Origin of the sequence: Novosphingobium soli (assembly GCF_042432915.1) — a bacterium.
In the GTDB taxonomy this organism is placed as follows: Bacteria; Pseudomonadota; Alphaproteobacteria; order Sphingomonadales; family Sphingomonadaceae; genus Novosphingobium; species Novosphingobium soli.
Genome location: NZ_JBHLWK010000017.1, coordinates 15800 through 30587, shown reverse-complemented (window position 1 = coordinate 30587; position 14788 = coordinate 15800). Strand labels below are relative to the sequence as shown.

Annotated in this window: 13 protein-coding genes; 11 read left to right on the top strand and 2 right to left on the bottom strand. The window is 67.0% G+C overall.

Annotation, left to right across the window (positions count from 1 at the left end; genetic code table 11):
- Window positions 1-45: 45 nt before the first annotated feature.
- On the top strand, window positions 46-909 hold the full coding sequence (locus tag ACFFJC_RS13990; RefSeq protein ID WP_379488102.1) for a LysR family transcriptional regulator: 864 nt from the start codon (window positions 46-48) through the stop codon (window positions 907-909).
- Between the two features lie 3 nt (window positions 910-912).
- On the opposite strand, the gene ACFFJC_RS13985 is transcribed toward ACFFJC_RS13990, so the two are convergent.
- The gene (locus ACFFJC_RS13985) at window positions 913-1281 is read right to left on the bottom strand and encodes a VOC family protein (protein WP_379488101.1); all 369 of its coding nucleotides are present in this window, start codon (window positions 1279-1281) and stop codon (window positions 913-915) included.
- Complete coding sequence (locus ACFFJC_RS13980) at window positions 1278-2150, bottom strand: PhzF family protein (RefSeq protein WP_379488100.1); 873 nt, start codon at window positions 2148-2150, stop codon at window positions 1278-1280. Before ACFFJC_RS13980 ends, ACFFJC_RS13985 begins: the two co-directional genes overlap by 4 nt.
- On the opposite strand from ACFFJC_RS13980, the gene ACFFJC_RS13975 reads away from it, so the two are divergent.
- The 10 genes from ACFFJC_RS13975 to ACFFJC_RS13930 all read left to right on the top strand — a co-directional run bounded on the left by ACFFJC_RS13975 (window position 2106) and on the right by ACFFJC_RS13930 (window position 14767).
- Window positions 2106-2903, top strand: coding sequence for a LysE family translocator (locus ACFFJC_RS13975; protein ID WP_379488099.1), 798 nt, complete (start codon window positions 2106-2108; stop codon window positions 2901-2903). The two genes, ACFFJC_RS13980 and ACFFJC_RS13975, sit on opposite strands and share 45 nt — an antisense overlap.
- 304 nt (window positions 2904-3207) lie before the next feature.
- Entirely contained in the window at window positions 3208-3732 is a 525-nt protein-coding gene (locus tag ACFFJC_RS13970) for an RNA polymerase sigma factor (protein ID WP_379488232.1), read from the top strand.
- Window positions 3729-4682 carry a FecR family protein gene (locus ACFFJC_RS13965; protein ID WP_379488098.1) on the top strand — a complete coding sequence of 318 codons (954 nt, stop codon included), beginning with the start codon at window positions 3729-3731 and terminating at the stop codon, window positions 4680-4682. Before ACFFJC_RS13970 ends, ACFFJC_RS13965 begins: the two co-directional genes overlap by 4 nt.
- Window positions 4683-4765: 83 nt before the next feature.
- Window positions 4766-7543 carry a TonB-dependent receptor gene (locus tag ACFFJC_RS13960; protein WP_379488097.1) on the top strand — a complete coding sequence of 926 codons (2778 nt, stop codon included), beginning with the start codon at window positions 4766-4768 and terminating at the stop codon, window positions 7541-7543.
- 11 nt (window positions 7544-7554) lie between these two features.
- Window positions 7555-8910, top strand: a complete 1356-nt coding sequence (locus ACFFJC_RS13955) for an alpha/beta fold hydrolase (protein ID WP_379488096.1) — start codon at window positions 7555-7557, stop codon at window positions 8908-8910.
- The gene (locus tag ACFFJC_RS13950; RefSeq protein WP_379488095.1) at window positions 8814-10241 is read left to right on the top strand and encodes an alpha/beta hydrolase family protein; all 1428 of its coding nucleotides are present in this window, start codon (window positions 8814-8816) and stop codon (window positions 10239-10241) included. The genes ACFFJC_RS13955 and ACFFJC_RS13950 overlap by 97 nt, the downstream gene beginning before the upstream one ends.
- Window positions 10241-11554: a glycoside hydrolase family 1 protein gene (locus ACFFJC_RS13945; RefSeq protein ID WP_379488094.1), complete on the top strand. Its 1314-nt coding sequence runs from the start codon at window positions 10241-10243 to the stop codon at window positions 11552-11554. Before ACFFJC_RS13950 ends, ACFFJC_RS13945 begins: the two co-directional genes overlap by 1 nt.
- On the top strand, window positions 11551-12774 hold the full coding sequence (locus ACFFJC_RS13940) for a glycoside hydrolase family 1 protein (RefSeq protein ID WP_379488093.1): 1224 nt from the start codon (window positions 11551-11553) through the stop codon (window positions 12772-12774). Before ACFFJC_RS13945 ends, ACFFJC_RS13940 begins: the two co-directional genes overlap by 4 nt.
- Window positions 12771-13733 (top strand): GTSAG motif subfamily hormone-sensitive lipase, encoded by a 963-nt coding sequence (locus tag ACFFJC_RS13935; protein ID WP_379488092.1) that lies wholly within the window; start codon window positions 12771-12773, stop codon window positions 13731-13733. Before ACFFJC_RS13940 ends, ACFFJC_RS13935 begins: the two co-directional genes overlap by 4 nt.
- Window positions 13730-14767: an alpha/beta hydrolase gene (locus ACFFJC_RS13930; RefSeq protein ID WP_379488091.1), complete on the top strand. Its 1038-nt coding sequence runs from the start codon at window positions 13730-13732 to the stop codon at window positions 14765-14767. The genes ACFFJC_RS13935 and ACFFJC_RS13930 overlap by 4 nt, the downstream gene beginning before the upstream one ends.
- Window positions 14768-14788 lie beyond the last annotated feature (21 nt).

Genomic DNA, 14788 nt, shown 5'->3' with positions numbered 1-14788 from the left:
GAACGCAGCGTTGTTTCATCATGATGATGCAGATATGCTGCACTCATGAACTGGGACAATGCTGGCATCTTTCTCGCGATCTATCGAAGGCACTCGCTGCGCGCCGCCGGGCGCGCGCTCGGCATCGACCAGGCAACGGTCGGAAGGCGCCTCTCGGCATTGGAAGCCGAACTCGGCGCCAAGCTCTTCCTGCGGACGCCGGACGGCTATCTGCCGACACCGGTCGCCGACCGGCTCGCTTCGTCGGCCGAGCGAATGGAGACGGCTGCCGCCGAGATGGAGCGGCTGGCGCGTGGCGCCGACGCAAGCCCCAGCGGCACGGTCAGGATCGCGGCCGGCGACGGGCTCGCCCATGTCTTCGTGCTGAGGGCGCTGGCGCGAGTCCGGCAGGAACATCCCGGAATCGATGCGGTGCTCGTCGTCGGGCGCGAGGTCGCCGATCTCTCCCGCGACGAGGCCGATCTCGCGGTACGCATCGTCAAGCCGACCGATCCCGATCTCCATGCCCGGCAGCTCGGCACGCTCGAGGCCAGCCTCTACGCCAGCGCCGACTATCTCGCGCGCTGCGGCGAACCGGAGCGCGGCCATGGCTTCGCGGGGCAGCATCTCATCCTGCCAAGCGTGCTCGCCGACGCATCATTGGATCTGTGCGGTGAACCTTTCACCAAGGACCGCATCGCGCTCCAGGCCAACACCATGCTCGCGCGGGCGCAGGCGGCACGGGAGGGCATGGGCCTCGCGCTCCTGCTCGACGATCTCGCAAGCGATCTGAAGGGGCTCGTGCCCGTGTGGCCGGAGGAGAAAGTCACCTACCCGGTCTGGCTCGTCGTCCACCCCGATCTGCGCCGTATGGCCCGCATCCGCGCGGTGATCGACACGATCGCGGTGACGTTCAAGGCGCGCCGCTGAAACTCAATCGCGGATCGGCTGCATCAACTCGATGCGATTGCCAAACGGATCATCGACATACCGCCGGTCATAGCCTTCCAGCGGCTGATCCTCGACGACCCTGTAGCCTCGCGACACGAGGCCCTGCACCAATCTTGCGAGATCCGTCACGATGAAGGCGGGATGCGCTTTCCTCGCGGCACGGAAATCCTTCTCCACGCCGAGATGAACCTTGAGGGCGCCCCGCTCGAACCAGCATCCGCCGCGCACGGCGAGGTGCGGCGGCTTGGGGATTTCGGGAATGCCGAGTGCGTCGGCGTAGAAGGCGCGAGCTTCGTCCTCGCCCCCCGGCGGCATCGCGAGCTGGACATGGTCGATACACTCGATCGTCATTCTGCCACGGCCTTTCCCACGGCTGCATCCGCGTCTTCCAGCATGATCCGGGCGACGCCGGATACGCGGATGCTGGAACCGGCCGCCGCACCGATCTCCGCGAAGAGCCGGCACGGAATGCCCATATCGTCACCTTGCAGGATCTCGATCCGGCCTCCATGCGGCCAGCCGCGATCGCGCAGATAGCCGGCGAAGGCGGCAGCGGCGGCTCCTGTCGCCGGATCTTCCCGGACAGCGCCGATCGCGAAGGCGTTACGGGTGTGAAAGCGCTGCGGCGTCTCCGCATGGACAAGCGCGATTGTGGTCAGTTCCCAACGCCGCATCAGGTCGGCGCCCGCGTCGAGATCGTAGTCCATACCCGCAAGGGAAGAACGATCGCCAACCGCGAGCAGGAGATGACGGGCGCCCGCTTCGATCAAACCGGGTGGCAGGCGATCGTCGAGATCGGCATGCGACAGCCCGAACAAGGTCAGCGCCGCGTCGACCAGCGCGACCTGTGCCGCCGCACTCCGGGTCGGCGGCGACTGAAGCGCCGCAAAGAGGCGGCCGCCCTCTGCCTTCCCCTCGACGCTGATGATGCCGTCGTTGAGCCGTAGGTCGAAACGCCCATCCCCATGCGCTCGGGACAATGCCGCACCGAGCGCGATCGTCGCGTGGCCGCAGAAGGGCACTTCCATTGTCGGCGCGAAATACCGAACCCGCCAGGCGTCGCCTTGCCGCTCGGCGAAGGCGGTCTCGGAATAGCCGACCTCGGCTGCCACGGCCTGCATGTCGGCGGCAGCGGGAAGCGCGTCGCAAAGCACCACGCCGGCCGGATTGCCGCCATGATCGCCGTTGCAAAAGGCTGCGATCCGCTCGACTTTCATCATTTCATTCTCTCACGGCGGCTATTTTCCCAGATGATATTTAGGAACTGGCCGGCCGCTGTTTCAAGCAGCGGGCGTATGCTGTATTTATGCGAAGATTCCACAAGTAAACCATCTCAAATCGGGGGCGACGACATGGGAGCCAATCTGACATCGATCATTACCTTCGCGGTGGCCATCGCACTTGCGACCGCGTCGCCCGGCCCCACCATCGCCGCGTTGATCGCCCGCGCTCTCGGCCGCGGCAGCCGCGGACTCCCGGCATTCTGCCTCGGCCTCGTCATCGGCGACATGATCTGGTTCGCCGCCGCCGTGTTCGGATTGTCGATGATCGCGCAGACGGCGCAACCGGTCTTCGCCGTCATCAAATATGCCGGCGCCGCCTATCTGCTCTGGCTGGCGTACAAGATGTGGAACGCGCCGACGACGATCGCCAGCGGGGAAGAGACGTTGCCGCGCGGAGAGGGCCTGCGCCTGTTCGGCGGCGGCCTCTTCCTGGCTCTCGGCAATCCGAAGACGATGATGTTCTACGTCGCCCTCGCGCCTTCGATCATCGACCTCACCCGCCTGGGCACCGCGGATTTCGTGCTGTTCGAAGCGATGCTCGCTCTGATTTATGCCGGCGTGCTCGGGACGTATCTGGCGCTTGCCGCTCGGGCACGCCGTCTCGTCGCCGATAGCCGGATGATGCGCCGGGTCAATCGCGGCAGCGCGACCGTCATGGCCGGCGCGGCAGCGCTGGTCGCGACGCGCTGAAGCCACTACTGCGTGTATTGGGCACAAACCGCCGCATGGCCCGCCCAAGCGCTCCTCGACCTGACCGAGCCAACGCGGTCGGAAACAATCATGGTAACATCCACAAGTGAGAAGGCGGAAGCCATAACGTGTTGGTCGGATTGCTCGCGATGGCGAAGCCGTGCACGGTGGATCGCCCACGAAGGAATTTCTCTTTGAGAATAGATCCCACTGCCTCGGTCAAATGTTACGGCTTCTGCTCCGTCATTCGTCCTGAGTAGGTGTGGTAGACGATCGTTCCCTTCGCAGATGGTTCATTGAGGAGGTGCTCCCATTGGAGCGCGACCTGGAACGCTATATCGCGCGGCATTGCCGCACCGCGGAGGATGTGCCCGACCTGCGCCAGGAAACCTATGAGCGCGCCATAGTGGGTGCGGCCGGCGCGCTGCCACAGGTCACGCGAGGCTACATCTTCACCATCGCGCGCAATGTGCTGATCGATCGCGCGCGGCGCGCCAAGATCGTGTCCTTCGACCAGTTCGCCGACATCGACGCCGCATGGGACGGCGATACCGATGCGACCGAACGCGCGCTCACGGCACGCGACGAACTGCGCCGTGCGCTCGCCGGACTCGAAAAGCTGCCGCCACGCTGCCGCGAAGTGGTCCGCCTGCGCAAGGTCGAGGGTCTCAATATCCGCGAGACCGCTGTGAAGCTCGGCATCGGCCACCATACCGTGGAGCGGCAACTGACCCTCGGGCTGCGCGCCCTGGCCGATTTCATGCTGGGCGGCGAAGGCCGGATCAAGCGCCCCTCCCAGCTTTCCCGCCGCCGTGAGGACGCACAGTGAGCGCCGCCCGCGACATCGAACAGCGCGCCGCCCGATGGCTTGTCCAGCGCGAACAACCGGACTGGTCGGCCGAAGATGCCGATGCGCTCGACAGCTGGCTGGCCGAGAGTGCCGCGCATAAGGCCGCACTCTGGCGGCTGGAAGCAGGGTGGCGCGCCGCCGACCGGCTTGCGGCGACACGCCTGCCGGTGACAGCCCCTGCATATTATCGTCCATCGCTCGTCACACGCTGGGCGATCGCCGCCAGCCTGGCACTGGTGGCGTGTCTCGGCATCTTCCTGGTCCAGCGGCCGTTGACGCCGGGTGCCGCAGCGCTTCGTTTCGCTACGGCAGTCGGCGACCGTCGCGAGGTCGTGCTCGACGACGGCAGCAAGGTGACCCTCAATACCGCCAGCGTGCTGCGCGCCTCGGTCACGCCATCGAGCCGCGATGTCTGGCTCGACAAGGGTGAGGCCTATTTCGAGGTCACGCATGATGCGCGCCATCCGTTCGTGATCCTCGCCGGCAACCAGAAGGTGACGGTGCTGGGCACGCATTTCTCCGTCCGCCGTGATGGCGCGACGGTGCGGGTGGCGGTGACCGAGGGCCGCGTGCGGGTCGAGAATGCCGACGATAGCTCCGGCCGCGCGGCGATCGTGACCGCCGGCGATGTGGCGGTGGCGCACGGCTCCTCGATCCTGCTCGGCGCGCGATCGCCAGAGCGCATCGCCGACACGCTGTCCTGGCGCGAGGGGGTGCTCACGTTCGACCAGGTGACGCTGGCGGACGCGGCCGCCGAGTTCAATCGCTACAATCGCGCGCAGATCCGCTTCGGCGACGACAAGGCCGGGCAGACCCGCATCGGTGGATCGTTCGAAGCGACCGATGTCGAGGCCTTCACGCGCCTGCTCCATTCGGCCTTCGGTTTGACCATCACGCGATCAGACGACACGATCACGATTTCTTCCTGATCGGATGTTACGAGTTTTTCTTCTCCGCTCGTCTTGATGGACAGGCCGCCACGGAGCGTGCCGTACAAGATAAGGGGAGAAGGATGTTCCGGACACAGGCACTCTTGCTAGCGGCGGCATCGACCGTGGCGTTCGCCGCATCGGCTTCCGCGCAAGCCGAGATTCATAGTGCGCAGACCCAAACCTATACGATCGAAGCCGGCGCCATGCAGTCCGCGCTCGACGCCTGGGCGCGTCAGTCGAAGCGACACATCGTCTATCGAATCGAGGATGTGCGTGGGCTGCGTTCACCGGGCGTAAAGGGGCGTTACAGCGAGTTCGAGGCCTTGTCCGCGATCCTCGCCGGCTCGGGACTTGCCCTGCATCGTGATCCCTCAGGCGCGGTCGCTGTAAGCCGCGACACGGCAGCGACTGGCAATGGAGGAACAGCGCTCGCCGCTTCCGCGCCGCAGGTCACGCCTGCTACCGATCCGTCCGCCGACGGCGACAGTTCGGAGATCCAGGACATCATCGTGACCGCGCGGCGCACGCAGGAGCGGGCACAGAAGGTGCCGGTCGCGATCACCGCCTTCACGCAGGACACGATCCGCGAAAAAGGCATCAACACCGCCACCGACCTTCAGAACTTCACGCCATCGCTGACCGTGCTGGGCGATGTCGCGCGCAACCAAGAGACGTTCACGATCCGCGGCATGGGCGGCACCGGCGGTGTGGGCACGGGGAGCGGGCCGGGCGTCGTCGCCTATTTCGCGGAAGTACCCTCATCGGTGAGCGGCCCCGGCAATTTCTACGACCTCGCCTCGCTGCAGGTGCTGAAAGGCCCGCAGGGCACATTGTTCGGCCGCAACACGACCGGCGGCGCGGTGCTGCTCGAGCCGGCACGGCCGAAGATGAACACGGTCGAAGGCTATGTCGATGGCATCATCGGCAGTCTCGCCCGCAAGAGCGGACAGGCGGCGCTCAATATCCCGGTCGTCGATGATCGGCTCGCGATCCGCGTCGCCGGGCAGTTCGACAAGCGCGACGGCTATGTCACGGACGCGATCACCGGACGTGACTATCTCAACCGCAACAATTACAGCCTGCGTGTTGGCGTCCAGTTCAATCCCACCGACACGATCAGCAGCTATACGGCGGCGAGTTACATCCATGTTGACGAACATGGCGGCGGCAGCATCCTCCTCTCGGTGCGCCCCGGGAGCCCTTATGCGAGCGTGCTAGCCCCCTATCTGGCGCAACAGCAGGCGTGGGGCGTGCGCAAGACCGCGCTCAGCACGCCGACCTTCGAGAAGGCGCGCAACTTCCTCGTCCTCAACAACACCGAGTGGCGCGCCACCGACACGCTGACGATCAAGAACATCGTGAGCTATGGCCGCAGCCAGTCGACCAGCGCGACCGATCGTGATTCGACGCCGCTGCCGATCGCCGACCTGCTCGGCGCCTTCCCCGGCGGCTGGAACAACAACCTTCGCACCATCACCGAGGAATTGCAGGTACGCTACGACAATGGCACCTTCCGCGTGCAAGCTGGGGGTTTCTATCTCGACCAGAAGAGCATCGGCGCGCTCACCTTCCTGACCCGCAACCCGCTTCAGGCGGGCGGCATCCTCGGCGGCGGCCCGATCATCCTGCCGCCGATCGCACAGACGTTGCTCGGGGTGAACGGGCCGCTGCTGCCCGCGCTCGGCGTCCAGCCCGATGCATCGGTCAAGGGACGCAGCAAGGCGGTCTATGCCCAGGCTCAATACAAATTCACCCCGACGCTGACCGCCACGGCCGGCTTCCGCTGGACCTGGGACACGTTCGGCGGCGACATCACCAGCTATCAGGATGCCTCAAGCTATCAGGTGTTCAACCAGCTCGCCGCGCTAGGGCTGGTGACGCCGGCGCAGGCGGCGCAGGTGATCGGGCTCAACGCCAATCTGTGCACCTACGATGCCTTCAAGGCGGTTGCGGCCGGCGGCTTCCCGACGCTCCACTATCCCAATTGCACCAAGCCGACATTCAACGGCAAGAGCGACGGGCCGACCTGGCAGATCGGCCTCGACTGGCAGGCCGATCCCGACACGCTGCTCTATGCCGTGTCGCGGCGCGGTTACAAATCGGGCGCGAACAATCCGATCGTGACGCTGTTCCTCGGCGACAGCTATCCACTGGCCGCCGTGAAACCGGAAAAGGTGACGGACGCCGAGATCGGCATTAAGCGCGACTGGAGGTTGGGCGGCATGAAGGCCCGCACCAACGTCTCGGCCTTCTATACCTGGTTCAACGACATCCAGGTGATCCAGCGCGCCGCGATTGCCGGCTCCGACATCCTCGCCAACGCGCAGAAGGCGCGCGTCGTCGGGCTGGAGTTCGAAGGGTTGCTGGTGCCGAACAAGTGGCTGACGCTGGGCGCGACCTATTCCTACAACGACGCCAAGTTCCTCACCTATACGACCATTCCGATCCCGGCGATCCCGTCGGCGCTGACCGCCGCGCAGCCCGCGCGCGACCTCAAGGGCGTGCCCTTCTCCTTCGTGCCGCGCCACAAGTTCAGCCTTGACGGCCGCATCGGGCTCCCGATTCCGGCGAGCGAGGGCGATATGGGGCTGCGCGCGACCTGGTCCTGGCAGTCCAGCCAGCGTGTCGCGCCCGACGCACAGCCGTTCGACACGATCCCGGCCTATGGCCTGCTCAACCTGCGTTTCGAGTGGAATAATATGCGTGGCGCCCCGCTCGACTTCGCGGTCTACGGGACCAACGTGCTGAACAAGGAATACCGGATCACCGCCAACACCGGCTACAACAATTCGGGCTTCAACAACTCGATCTATGGCGAGCCGGCGCAATATGGCGTCGAGCTGCGGTATCGGTTCTGAGGGGGGTGGCAATGAAGGCTTTTGCCGCCCTGCCGCTCGCGCTTCTGCTCGCGAGCGGCAGCCTCGCCCAGCAGGCCGTGACCGCTTCACCGGCGACCGATGCCGCCCCCTCGCCCGCGCAACGAGCCCTGCTCGACCGCGCGGCACAGACGGGCGCCACGGCGATCACGACCAAGGCCGCCCCGGCCGGCGGGATGATCGTCAACGGCATTCTCGACGGGCACGCCTTCGTGCTGGTGCTGCCGGCGAACTGGACCGGCGAAGCGGTCTTGTTCGGGCAGGGCTATGCCACGCCCGGCTCAGCCCCGACCGTGCCCGCCGATCCGCTCGCCAAGGATCCTGGCGGCGGGCTTTTCAAACATCTCTATGGCGAGGGCATCGCCAGCGGCATCATCGCCTTCGACAAAACGGGCGTCGCGACCGAGAGCGGCGCAAAGAACACGATGCGGCTGCGCGCGTTGATGACGAAGCTGGGCGCCACCCGCTTCTACGCGGTCGGCGGATCGATGGGCGGCAGCATCGTCATGTCACTGATCGAGCTCTACCCGCAAGCCTTCTCGGGCGCGGTATCGATGTGCGGCGTGGCGCAAGGTTGGCTGCCCCTGGTGCAGCAGCTCGCCGACCTGCGCGGCGCCTATCAGGTGCTGACCGCGGGCACGCCCTATGCGCTGCCGGGGGAGCAGGACCTGACCCGCTCGGCGCTGCCGACCGTCCCGCCCGCGGGCGACGCGACACCAGGCGACGCCTTCCGCGAAGCGCAGAAGATGAAGGTGCTGATGCCGCTCTTCGCCCTGTTCCAGGCGGCGAAGGCGAACCCGAACGGCAAAGAGGCGCGGATCATCCGGCAGGTGGCGGCGGTGGGCGGCTTCGCCCCCGATCCCGCCGCGCTCGGCGCGCCGCTCTATTCGGCGGCGCTCGGCATGGACGATATCGTCGCGACGATGGGCGGGCTGCCGATCGGCAACACGGCCAAGGTCTATGATCCGCCCGAAATGACCGCGGCAGAGAAGGCCGAGTTCAATCGCAGGATGCAGCGCTACGCCGCCTCCCCGAAGGCCATCGCCTATGCGCGGCAATGGCACCAGGCGACCGGGCGGTTCCGCGTGCCGCTGGTGACGGTACACCAGACGATCGACGCGCTGGTGCCCTTTTCGCAATCCGAAGGACTCGGCCGCGTCGTCGCCAAGGCCGGCAATACCGGCCGCATCGTCCAATATGCGGTGCCGCCGACGCGGATGCCGCTGCCCGGTGGCCTCGAAGGCTATACCCATTGCGGCTTCACCCCGGCGCAGAACATCGCCGCCTTCGAGGCGATGCGCGACTGGGTCAGGAACGGACGCAAGCCCGGGTCGGACGCGGTGCGATGAAGGGTCTGCGTGTTGTCGTCCCGGCGCTGCTCGCGCTGTCAGCCTGTAGCCACGCACCGGAACGGCGTGCCATTTCTCCATCCCAGCAGCAACTGGTCGCGCGGATGCGCGCCGCGGGCGCGACCGATCTCGACGCTAATGGCCGCGCCGATGGCGGGATGAGCGTCGCGGGCAAACTCGACGGCCGCGCCTTCGGCATCGCGGTGCCGGCGCGATGGAACGGCGAGGTCGTGCTGTTCGCCAACGGCTATTCGATCCCCGGCACGCCGGTATCGGTGCCCGCAGATCCGATCGCGAAGGAGCCGTCGGGCGGCTTCCTCACTGCCGCCTATCAGGAAAACTTCGCGGTCGGGCAGAGCGCTTATGACAAGCCGGCGATGGCGGTGAAGAGCGGCGTCGCCAACACATTGCGGCTGCGCGGGTGGTTCGCGAAGCTCGGCGCGCGGCGCTTCTATCTCGGTGGCGCGTCGATGGGCGGCAATATCGTCATGGCACTGATCGAGAAGCAGCCCGACGCCTTCGCCGGCGCGATGACAGCGTGCGGCGTCACCGGCGACTGGCAGAGCGAGATCGGCACCCTGGTCGACCTGCGCGCGACCTATGACTATTTCACGCGCGGTACGGCGTACGAGTTGCCCGGCGATCATGACATCGCCGCTAATGCATTGTCGCCGGTGCCACCAACCGGGCTGGGCTTCACCCGTCCCGCCTGGCTGTTCATGCAGATCAAGCGGATGAGTGCGCCGATCGCGAAACTGTTCAAGGCGGCGCGCGCGAACCCGAACGGTCCCGAGGCGAAGATCGTAGCACGGATCGCGTCGGTCGCCGGGGTCGATGCCGACCCGGCGGTCTTCCTGTTCCCGATCATGACCGCGATGGTCGGCATGGACGATATGCGCGCGAGCTTCGGCGGCCGGGTCTATTCGAACCGCGACAAGGTCTATCATAGCGACCTGCTCTCGCCCGCGGAAAATGACGCGCTCAACCGCGGCATCCAGCGGATGGACGCCGACCCGGCCGCGCAAGCCTTCGCCCGCGACTGGTATCGCTCGACCGGGCGCTTCCAGACCCCGCTCGTCGCGGTCCATAACCGCCATGACGGGCTGGTCTTCGCCGGGCAGGCGGTGCTGCTGAAGCAGCGGGCTCGGGCGCAGCATAACGAGGCGCATCTCTTCCAGCTCTGGGCGCCATCGCAACAGAAGGACATTCCGACCACGGGCCTCAAGGGCTGGGCGCATTGCGGCTTCACCCCGCGCCAAGCGGCTGTGCTGTGGCGGACGCTGCATCACTGGGTCGAGACCGGCAAAAAGCCGACACCGGGGAGATATTGATGCGCACCCTGATCGACCGGCGCGAGGCGATCGGCCTCGTCGCGGCTGGGACCGCCCTCGCCTCCTCGGGCATCGCCCGCGCCGCGCCCCGCACACCTTTCCTGTGGGGAGCGGCGACCGCCGGGCACCAGATCGAGGGCAATAACGTCAATGCCGACATCTGGCTGCTCGAGCAGGTCAGGCCGAGCGTGTTCGCCGAGCCCTCCGGCGATGCCTGCGACAGCCTCCATCGCTGGCGCGAGGATGTGGCGATCGTCCGCGCGCTTGGCCTCAACTGCTATCGCTTCTCCGTCGAATGGGCGCGGATCGAACCGGCAAAGGGCCAGTTCAGCCAGGCCTATCTCGACCATTATGCCCGCATCGTCGATCATTGCCGCGAGCAGGGACTGGCGCCGGTCGTCACCTTCAACCATTTCACCTGCCCGCGCTGGTTCGCGGCCGAAGGCGGGTGGGAAAACCGGCAAGCGCCCGACCTGTTCGCACGCTATTGCGACAGGGTGGCGCGACGGATGGCGGCGGGGATCAGCCACGCGCTGACCTTCAACGAGCCCAATCTCGCGCTCGGCGGCAGCTGGTCCGCCACGCCGCCACCGGCCGCGTTCATGGAGCGAATGGCCGCCTCCGTCGCGGCGGCGGCGAAAGCGAGCGGGTCGGATCGTTTCTCCGTCCTCAACGCCGGTGATCCGCGCCCGATGATCCCCGGCATCATCGCCGCGCATGGGAAAGGCCGCGACGCGATCCGCGCGGCATGCGGCGATCTGCCGGTCGGCATGAGCCTCGCCATCCCCGACAATGTCCCCGTCGGCCTCGACAGCGGGATCGAGCGCAAGCGTCGTGAGATCTACGCTCCCTTCTTCGCGGTGACAGACAAGGACGATTTCATCGGCGTCCAGACCTATGGCCGTGCCTGGGTCGGCCGCGACCGCGATGTCGAACCGCCCGCCGATGCGATACGCGGGGCGGACGGTAAACCCTGGTATCCCGACGCGATCGGCCAGGTCCTGCGCTACGTCCACGAGGCGACGGGCAAGCCGGTGCTCGTCACCGAGAACGGCATCGATGCGGCCGACGATGCGCTGCGCCAGCGTTTCATCCCGTCCGCAATCGCCTCGGTCGAGGCGGCAAAAGCCGATGGTGTGCCGGTGCTCGGCTATATCCACTGGTCGCTGCTCGACAATTTCGAATGGCTCTCGGGCTATGGCCCCAAATTCGGGCTGGTCGCGGTGGACCGCACGACCTTCAAACGCACGCCCAAACCGAGCTCGAAGCTGTTCGGCGCGATCGCGCGCGCCGGCGGGACGAAGCGCGGATGAGCGGACGGCCACCCTTCCTATGGGGCGTGGCGACCGCCGGGCATCAGGTGGAAGGCAACAACGTCAACGCCGATATCTGGCTGCTCGAACAGGTAAAAGGCACCCGCTTTGCCGAACCCTCCGGCGACGCCTGCGACAGCCTGCATCGCTGGGCGGAGGATCTGCGGATCGTACAGTCGCTCGGGCTCAATTGCTACCGCTTCTCGATCGAATGGTCGCGGATCGAGCCGGCCGAGGGTGCGTTCAGCATGGCCTGGCTCGATCACTATGCGCGGATCGCCGCCGCCTGTCGCGACGCGGGCATCGCACCGGTCGTCACGCTCAGCCATTTCACAAGCCCGCGCTGGTTCGCGGCAAAGGGCGGATGGGAGAACCCGCAAGCGCCGGCGCTGTTCGCACGCTTCGCCGACCATGCCGCGCGCAGGCTCGCGCCGTTCGCCAGCCATGTCGTCACGTTCAACGAGCCAAACCTGCCGCTGATGGGCCGCTGGGCGTCGACGCCGCTCTCCGATCCCGCCCGTGCCGGACTGGACGCGATGCTGGCGCAGGCGGCGCATGACAGCGGTTCGGAGCGGTTCGCGGTCTGGGTCTATTCGCGCGGCGAAGGGGCCGCACTCATTAACCTGCTTGCCGGGCATCGCGCCGCCCGCACGGCGTGGAAGACGCAGCGGGCGGATACGCCGGTGGGCATGAGCCTCGCCCTCCCCGACGCGCAAGGCGTGGGCGACGACAGCGGCATCGCCGCTTATCGCCGTTTCGCCGAAGCCCCTTTCTTCGCCGCCGCGCGCGAGGACGATTTCATCGGCGTCCAGACCTATGGCCGGATGCTGATCGGCGCGACCGGCGTGATGCCGCCGCCCGCAACGGCCGAACGGACCGAAAGCGGCGACGAATATTATCCGCAGGCGCTCGGGGCCGCCGTCGCACATGCGCATGAACAGACCGGGCGCCCGGTGCTCGTCACCGAGAATGGCATCGCCACCGCCGACGATCGCCAGCGCGCGCGCTACATTCCCGCAGCGCTGGCCTCGCTCGACGCCGCCCGCGCGAAGGGCGTGCCGGTGCTTGGCTATATCCACTGGTCGCTCATGGACAATTTCGAATGGCGGCGCGGCTACGCCCAGCATTTCGGGCTGGTCGCGGTCGATCGCACGAGCTTCCGCCGCACGGTGAAGCCGAGCGCCCATATCTATGCCAGCGAAGTGAGGAAACGCCGATGAACGCCCGCCTTGCCTTCGCGGCCGCATTGTTCGCCGCCACATCCGCCGCCGCGCAGGTCGTCACGGCCCCGTGGCCAGAGACGCTCTCGGCCGAGGCACGGGCCGGCCTTGCCGCCAATAACGCGCGCGCGCCGGAGCCTGCAACGACGGAGGAACGCCGTGCGCGGACGGAAGCGATCCAGCAGGCAATCGGGCAGGCGCGACTGAAACGCTATGGCGTCACCATGACCGAAACGGTCGTGGCCGGCGTGCCGGTGCGAATGTTCGCGCCGAAGCATATGCGCGCGGACACACCGATCCTGCTAAACCTGCATGGCGGCGGGTTCGTGGTCGATTCCGGCTCGATCACCGAGAATGCCGCGATCGCCGCGCTGACCGGCTATCGCGTCATAGCAGTGCGTTATCGCCTCGCGCCGGAGCATCTCTTCCCGGCCGCCGTCGAGGATGCGCTTGCGGTCTATCGCGCCCTACTCGCCGAACAGCCACGCCGGCGCATCGGCCTGTACGGCACCTCGGCGGGCGCGATCCTGTCGGCCGAACTGGTCGCCCGTTTGCGGGCGGACGGCCTGCCACTGCCCGCCGCGCTCGGCTTCTTTTCCGGCACGGCGGATCTGATCCGGTCAAGCGACAGTCTGAGGCTGTTCGGCGACCCGGACGGAGCCGCGAAGCTCGCCGCGCTGTATGTCGGCAAGCGTGATCCCTCCGGTCCGCTGGCTTCACCCCTGCGTGGCGATCTCTCCGGCTGGCCGCCGGCCTTGTGCCTGACGAGTGGGCGCGATTTCCTGCTGGGCGCGACCGCCGATTTCTGCCGTTCGCTCGACGCGGCCGGCGTACCGGCGAACCTCATCCTGTTCGACGGCCTGCCTCACGCCTTCTGGAGCTATATTGACGCGCCCGAGACCGATGCGGCCTTCGCCGCGATGGCGCGCTTCTTCCGCACCCGCCTGGAGGCAGAATGACCAAAGCCGCCCTCGCCCTCCTGTCGCTCGCCATCGCCGTCCCGGCGGGCGCGCAGACGGTTGCCGTTCCCACCTTTACCCTGCCGCCCTCCAGCCAGCTCAGCCCGCAAGCGAAGCAGGTGCTGGCACACATGAAGGCCGAGACCGCGCCAAAGGACATCGCCGGCGATCTCGCGAAACAGCGCGCTTTCTACCAGGCGTGGAACGATCGCCGCCTCGCCGAGATGCGCCGCCATTTCGCGACGCGCGAGTGGCGCGAGACGATCGGCGGCGTCACCGTCGACGTGGTCGAGCCGAAGGAGGGCGTCGCCCCCGCCAATGTCGAGCGCGTGCTCATCAACGTCCATGGCGGCGCCTTCATGTGGGGATCGGGCAGCGGCGCGCTGGTCGAGGCGATCCCGATCGCCGCGACGATGAAGGCGCAGGTGGTGACCGTGGACTATCGCCTGACACCCGAGAACCGATACCCGGCCGCGTCCGAGGATGTGGCCGCGGTCTATCGCGCCCTGCTCGAAACGCATCGCCCGGAAAATATCGGCATCTACGGCTGTTCGGCCGGCGGCATCATCACCGCACAGGCGACCGCGTGGATCCACAAACAGGGTCTGCCCCGTCCCGGCGCGATCGGCACCTTCTGTGGCACCGGCGCGGGTTATTCCGGCGACAGCCCGTTCCTCGCGGGGCCGATCACCGGCGGCGCCCCGCTTACCGCACCCGCGCTGCCCGCGACCCTGCCCACGCCCTATATGGCGGGTGTTCCGGCGGGCGATGCGGCGGCCTATCCGCTCGATTCCGCCGAGGAGACGCGCGCCATGCCGCCGACGCTGCTGCTCGCGGGCGGGCGCGACTTCGCGGTCAGCGCGCTGACCAGCGCGCACCGCCGCCTGACCGCGGCCGGCGTGGAGAGCGATCTCCAGCTCTTCGACGGCCTGCCCCACGCCTTCTTCATGTGGCCCGACATGCCGGAAGCGATGGAGGCCTATCGCCTGATCGCCAGCTTCTTCGACCGCCATCTCGGCCGCAAGGCCAAATGATCCCCTATCTCGCAAGGAGTT